General features: G+C 61.0%; 5 protein-coding genes. 2 read left to right on the top strand and 3 right to left on the bottom strand.

The genetic code is table 11. From position 1 onward, the window contains the following. Positions 1-310 precede the first annotated feature (310 nt). The 3 genes from HMPREF2635_RS11940 to HMPREF2635_RS11930 all read right to left on the bottom strand — a co-directional run bounded on the left by HMPREF2635_RS11940 (position 311) and on the right by HMPREF2635_RS11930 (position 4,051). Entirely contained in the window at positions 311-1,501 is a 1,191-nt protein-coding gene (locus tag HMPREF2635_RS11940; protein ID WP_070821825.1) for an MFS transporter, read from the bottom strand. A gap of 100 nt (positions 1,502-1,601) precedes the next feature. Next, complete coding sequence (locus HMPREF2635_RS11935; protein ID WP_083321310.1) at positions 1,602-2,882, bottom strand: D-arabinono-1,4-lactone oxidase; 1,281 nt, start codon at positions 2,880-2,882, stop codon at positions 1,602-1,604. Further along, on the bottom strand, positions 2,879-4,051 hold the full coding sequence (locus HMPREF2635_RS11930) for an alanine racemase (protein WP_070821823.1): 1,173 nt from the start codon (positions 4,049-4,051) through the stop codon (positions 2,879-2,881). Before HMPREF2635_RS11930 ends, HMPREF2635_RS11935 begins: the two co-directional genes overlap by 4 nt. Before the next feature lie 90 nt (positions 4,052-4,141). Between HMPREF2635_RS11930 and HMPREF2635_RS11925 the strand changes: the two genes are divergently transcribed. After that, positions 4,142-5,689: a succinic semialdehyde dehydrogenase gene (locus HMPREF2635_RS11925; RefSeq protein WP_070821822.1), complete on the top strand. Its 1,548-nt coding sequence runs from the start codon at positions 4,142-4,144 to the stop codon at positions 5,687-5,689. A gap of 11 nt (positions 5,690-5,700) precedes the next feature. Further along, entirely contained in the window at positions 5,701-6,657 is a 957-nt protein-coding gene (locus tag HMPREF2635_RS11920) for a winged helix DNA-binding domain-containing protein (protein ID WP_070546539.1), read from the top strand. Positions 6,658-6,659 lie beyond the last annotated feature (2 nt).

Below are 6,659 nucleotides of genomic sequence, written 5' to 3'. Positions count from 1 at the left end.
CATGGCCCCGACCCAGGTTTTATAGGTGGCCCGGCGGGCTTGAGCACGGGCCATCGCGTGTGGATTATTAGGGTTGGTGGTGGAAAAGAAAAAGGTAGGCGGGCGTGTAGCGGTGGTGGTCATGGGTATCTCCCCCGAGATAAACCTGTATTAGAAGAAATGTTCTAAACATAATCCTAGCGGCTACCACCACACATGGCTATAGCCAGTGGTAAATTCCCGTCAAGTCGTTACTATAAACGGGGGTAGTCACCATGGGTTAGCCAGGACATTCGACGCCAACCAACGAAAAATCCCACCAACGTGGAATCTATTCGTAGCGCACGTCACCACGTGCAACGTCCTTGCGCCCATGAACAATGAAGTAGACCACAGAAGCAACCAGCATCAAAGCCGCCAGCATCCAATACATGGCGGAATATCCCGTCGCGGAGATAATCTGCCCCAGCAGAATCGGACCGAAGCCGATGCCTAGATCCAGCAGCAAGAAGAAGGTCGAGATGCCCGCACCCATCTCGTGCATCGGCACCAGGCGCACAGCGATAGCCTGACCCGCCGGCAGGATCGAGCCATATCCGATGCCCACCAAGGCGCCCGCCGCAACAATCTGCCAATCAGCACCAGCCGAAGCCAGAACAGCCAGACCAGCAATAAAGAAGACGAGCGAGGAGTAGATGATGATGTTGTCACCGCGACGATCCTGCAGCTTGCCCAGCACGAAACGCAGGATGAGGCTCACTACCGCATAGGCCAAGAAGAAATAGCTAGCCCCCTTCTCCAGACCGGCGTGAGAGGAGTAACCATTCAGGAAGGTAATGATGCCTGTATAAGCAACACCGACCAAAAGGATGAAAACTCCAAATGGCGCCACCGACGGGTGCACAATATTCCCCAAGGAGAAAGAGACGCTTCGACGCTCCTGCGCCGGCGCCTTGACGACGACCCCCAGTCCCAAGGCCACCACCGTCAGCGTCAACGCCACTAGAAACACGGAGTTATAGCCGGCGTTGTGGACAATCGCCAGGCCTGCCGCCGGACCAAAAGCGGTGGCCAGCGTCGTCCCCAAGGCGAAGTATCCCGTTCCCTCTGCGCGACGATGGTCCGGGATAACCGATTGCGCCACAGCCATCACAGCCGTCGATGCCACCGCATAGCCGAAGCCGTGCACGATACGGACAGCAAACAATAGTGGCAGTGACTGAGCTGGGAAATACAGCGCCATCGCCACAGTGACCACGATGAGGGAGATGACCAGCGAGCGCTTCCGCCCAGCAGCATCCACGATGTAGCCCGAAAAGAGGCGAGCAATCGTCGCCCCCACCACGAAAGCGCTTGAGGCAAACCCGCCCGCTGTGTCCGAGGCCTGGAACTGCTCGACGGCATAGAGTGCCATGATGGTCACGAGTAGATAAAAGACCGTAAATTGGGCAAAATTTACCAACCACGCGAACACAAATGTCGGCGTGATAAGGGAACGGGATTCAGAGGACGTTTGAGACACCTTCTTCGACAGCGTATGGAATTAAGACTTCCACACGCTACCAAAGATCAGAGATACTTTCGAATCCCACTTTCGGAATGTGCAGCGCTTGACGACGCCCCTATCCGAACAGTTTTCGCAGGTAGGGCGAGCCGAACTTCCAATCCGGGTCCATCTTTTCACGCAGCTCACAGAACTCATTAAATCTTGTATAAAGTTGAGCAAAGTCGTTCCGGGACAGGGAGTTCATCTTGCCCCAGTGCGGGCGCCCACCCGCTGCCCGAAGAATGGGCTCGAGCTTCGGCATATAGTCCTGCGGGTTGAGCGCACGTGGAATGTGGAAGGCAATGTACATCGATTCGCGGCCCGATGCTGTCGACAGCGCAACGTCATCCGCGGCCGTCGTGCGCAGCTCCATCGGAAACCCGATGCGCCAATCCTGCTCGTCGATGAAGCGGCGGATCTCGCGGACGGTGGCGGAGCCGTCGGCAAGCGGCACCGCATACTCCATCTCGTGGAAGCGAACCCGCCGCGGGCTGACGAACACGTCGTGAGCAGCTGAACGGTAGCGGTTATGAGAGATAACCGAGGTGGCGAACTTGTTGAGCGTCGGAATCGTCCCCGGAATAAGACGCCCTAGAGCCAGGGCTGCGGCGAAGGCGCCATTGCCGATGAGCTCATCGTCGATAAGCGCCTTAAGGCGTGAGCGGCGCTCCCCGTTCGGTTCGAGGCGCGTGTTGGCCTTGACCATGGCGCGGTCGGTGTGCGGGAACCAGTAAGACTCGAAGTGGTCGACGCCGCGGGAGAGCTCCTCCCAGTTGTCCATCAGTTCATCGAAGGCAATGCCGGACTCCTCAGCCAGCAGGTCAAAGGCATCCACGCACTGCATTTCGACTTCGACAACCACGCCGAGCGCGCCCACGCTGACGACCACGAGGCGAAGGAGTTCTGGGTCTTCGTCGATGGAATAGGAGCGGGTGTTGCCGTCGGCGTCGATAAGCGTCAGCCCAGTGACCGTGCCCGCAAAGCCCGTGTAATTGATGCCGGTGCCGTGGGTCGAGGTGGAAATCGCGCCCGCCAGCGATTGCGGGTCCACATCGCCCTGATTAGCCAGGGCAAGACCAAAGGGGCGCAGAAGGGCTGGGACATCACGTAACCGAGTGCCCGCCAGGAATCGGACGCGTTTGCGCTGCTTATCGACGCTCACCAGTCCACTCACGTGATCGAGATTGAGCATGGTCTCCTCCCCCGCTGCGATGGGAGTGAAGGAGTGACCCGCACCGACCGCGCGCACGCTGCGGGCGCGGCTGATGATGCCAGGAATCTCATCGATTCGGGAGGGCTGCACAAACTCCTGCGGCTTCGTAGTGACCGATCCTGCCCAGTTGCTAAACGTTGTCATCGGAGTGTCCATCCTTGTCCTCTATAGGTGTCCCATACATCAACGCCGTCATTTCCAACAGCCAAAAGGCGGTCGACGTTTTCTGTCATTTCGCCGGCCTTGGCGTGGCGGAACCACACCAGATCCTCGACGTTCAGATCGGCCCCATGCAGCGGTGTCTGCACCTCACCGGCACCCTCCGTGCTGGAGTAGCTAAGGCCCGCCGGCCACACCGGAACCGGAACGCGATCCTTCGCGGGCGGCCCGGAGGCGATCCAGCCTCCGGAGTTGACCGTGGCCCAGCCCGGCGCGGGCACACGGGATACTTGGCAGACGAAGAACGCGGCCGCCTTGTGGTTGATGCCCGTGAAGTCATCGAAGATCGCCGGCGTGTAGAAACCGGAGCCAGCGGCCAGCTCGGTCAAGGTTCCCTCGGCCGCGGATTCCTGGAGGCTGCCCGTGCCGCCGCCGTTGACGAATTCAATGTCCGCCACCTCCCGCGCGGCCTCCACGCAGGCTCGGCGTCGCGGAGCGAGGTCGGACATGGACTTGGTGCGCAGCCAGCGCTTGACCGCTCCCACCGGACCCGGCAGGCCATCCGCAACGGATGCCACTTGCCCCTCATAGGCCATGAGACCGACAAGCCGGTGCCCGCGCCGAAGAATCTCGCGCGCAAGCACCGAGACCTGTTCCGGCGTACGCACGGGTGAGCGCCGCGGGCCGATAACCGCGCCCGGCAAGTGGAGGGTGCAATCAATGTCGATGGCCACACGCAGGGAGCCCTCAAGCAGGTCTAAGAGCTCAGCACTATCCACCATGATGGTGATAGCCTCGCGCGCGGTGTCATCCGCTGCGAGCTCACGCAGAGCCTTGCGGTTGACGCTCGGGTAGGCCACCACGATGTCACGAAAACCCTCTCCCACCAGATGCAGCGCCTCCGGAACGGAATAGGCGAGGATGCCACGGTAGCCCTCGTGCTCGAGGGCACGGCGAAGTGCTGCCACGCTGCGTATTGACTTCGAGGCCACGCGGATGGGCAGTCCCCCGGAGCGGGCCGGCATCTGTGCAGCGTTGTAGTCGAATGCAGCGAGGTCGATGACGCCTACGGGCGCTGGGCTTTCTCCAGATCTGACGAGCGGCTCGACGGCCGCGCGTACCTGGGCCTGTGGAGTGGTCGCGAGGATTGGCATAGCGTCATCCTAACCACGATTAATTTAGTTTGTGAGACAAATCTCGAAAAATCTATAGCGCCATCGCATATTTTTGGGACAATAGACCGCATGAAGACCTTCACTCAGACCCGTCTGCCCCAGCGAGTGCTCAATTTCTTAGACACGGATCCCGCCCGCGATGTTTGCGGCACGGGTGAGCAGCACCAGGCTCACGCGCCTTTTAGCGGTGAGGAGCTCTTTAGCTTCCCCGTCGCCACCGCCGGGGACGTCGAGAAGGCCGTCAATTATGCGCGCGCCGGCGTTGGTCAAGGTGACCGCGCTGCCATCTTGCTGCGCCTGCACGACCTCGTTTACGAGAATGAGGAGCTCATTCTCGATCTCATTCAGGCAGAAAACGGCAAGTCCCGCTCCCATGCCTATGACGAGCTGATGGATCTGTATAACTGCGCGCGCTTCTACGCGGTCAATATCCGCAAGGCCTTTGGCGCTGACCGCCACCCCGGCGCGCTTCCCGTACTGACTAAAACGCGCACGCAGCACTACCCGCTGGGCGTGGTGGGGCTTATCTCTCCGTGGAACTATCCCCTGTCTCTGGGCGTGGGCGACGTCCTGGCAGCACTCTCGGCCGGCAATGCCGTGGTGCACAAGCCGGATTCTCAGACAACGTTGACGGCGATTCTGTTGCGACGCCTAGCCATTGAGGCAGGCCTTCCGGAGGCCGCCTGGCAGCTGGTTCCCGGCCGCGGGGCGGAGGTGGGCGATGCCCTCGTTCCGCTGGTGGATGGGCTCTCCTTTACCGGTTCCACCAAGGTCGGCAAGTCCATCGCTACCCAGGCAGCCGGACGCCTCATCCCCACCATGCTGGAGCTGGGTGGAAAGAACCCGATGCTGGTGCTTGACGACGCCCCTCTTAAGTCCACCGCCCAAGGTGCGGTGCGCACTGCATTTTCTTCCTCCGGCCAGCTGTGCATGTCCGCCGAGCGCGCCTATGTGCACGAGAGCGTCTTTGCGGAGTTCCTTGCAGAACTCACGAACGCCCTAGACCAGCAGGTTTTGGGCGCGGCTTTCTCCGATGCCGCCACCATCGGCTCGCTGACCTCGCAACGCCAGCTCGATGCCGTTAAAGCCCACGTGGAGGATGCCGTGTCCAAGGGCGCCACCGTGGTCTACGGCGGAAAGGCCCGGCCGGACCTTGGGCCCTACTTCTATGAACCCACCGTGTTGACTGGTGTGACCCCAGAGATGGATCTCTATGCCACCGAAACCTTCGGCCCAGTGCTCGCGGTGTATGCGGTGAGTTCCGACGCCGAGGCCATTCAGCTCGCCAACGACACCACCTACGGCCTATCCGCATCGGTGTGGTCCGGGAATTCCCGCCGCGCATGGAAGGTGGCCTCCCAGCTGGAAGCCGGCATGGTCAACATCAACGAAGGCTTCGCCGCCGCGTATGGTTCCATCGCCGCACCCGGTGGCGGCGTCAAGGAGTCTGGCCTCAATCACCGCCACGGCATTACCGGCATGCGCCTGTGGGCCAATGAGCGCACCGTGGCCGAGCAACGCCTACACCCGCTTGCGCCCTCGGAGTACATCTCCCCGGAGCGCTTCCGTCAGCTGGTGTCCACCGGCATGCAGCTGATGAAGACCTTCCGACTCTAACCTAAACAGCCATGAAGGAACTTACCCGCGATGAGCTTCTCGCTCGTCGGCTCATTGCTCAAGGCCTTGCACCATCGGCGGCGCGGCCGACTCTGGCGTCGGCCCTCGATGTTGCCGAGCATCTGCTCGCCCTCCAGGGCCAGACCTACGATGCCGGTATCAGAGCACTTGCTCTTCGCGCCGGCTGCGATGAGCAAAAGGTACTCGAAGACGTAGCACGCTTTCGCGTGGTGCGCTGTTGGCCGCAGCGCGGCACGCTGCACTTCATGCCGGCTGCCGACGTCCGCTGGATGTCCCGCCTCCTCTATCCACGAATGGCTTCCAGCCAGAAATCTCGGCGGCCGAGTTTGGGGCTGAATGAAGACATGGTGGCAGCTGCCTCGGAAGCGCTTCACAGCGCAGCGACCGAACCCCTGAGCCGCACGGAAGTCTACGAGATTTTCGCTGAAGCTGGTGTTGATCCCACTGAAGGCAGGGGCTCCCACCTACTCCGCGCCTTTGGTGGTGCCGGCGACCTCGTGCAGGGCCCGAAAGCTGGCAACCAAGAGACTTTCCTCCACGTAGACGCGCTACCTACCGTCCAGCGCGAGCCGGAGGAACCGCTTGCTGAGCTGGCCCAGCGCTATGTCGAAGGGCACGGGCCAGTATCCGCAGCCGACCTCCAAGCATGGTCCAAGCTCAGTAAATCTCAGGCCACCAAGGCCCTGACATCGACGGTTGCTCAACCTGTGTTCCACGAAGGTCAGGACTTCTGGATGGCCACTTGGCAGGAGGATGTCACGTCTAGCGAGATCGAGAAGGCCCTAAAAATTCGCCTCGAGCTCCCCGCCTTTGATGAGTACCTTCTGGGGTATGCACACAAGGAATGGATCGTTCCCGATGAGATCCGCAATGATGTCCTGACCAGGAACGGCCTCAGCTGGCCGTGGGTCATGGAGGGCGGACGCGGCGTGGCCAGCTTGCGTTAGCT

It is taken from the genome of Corynebacterium sp. HMSC035E02 (assembly GCF_001836065.1).
GTDB classification, from domain to species: domain Bacteria; phylum Actinomycetota; class Actinomycetes; order Mycobacteriales; family Mycobacteriaceae; genus Corynebacterium; species Corynebacterium hiratae.
Note: the sequence above shows the minus strand (reverse complement) of the source record. Positions and strands in the feature narration are given on the sequence as shown.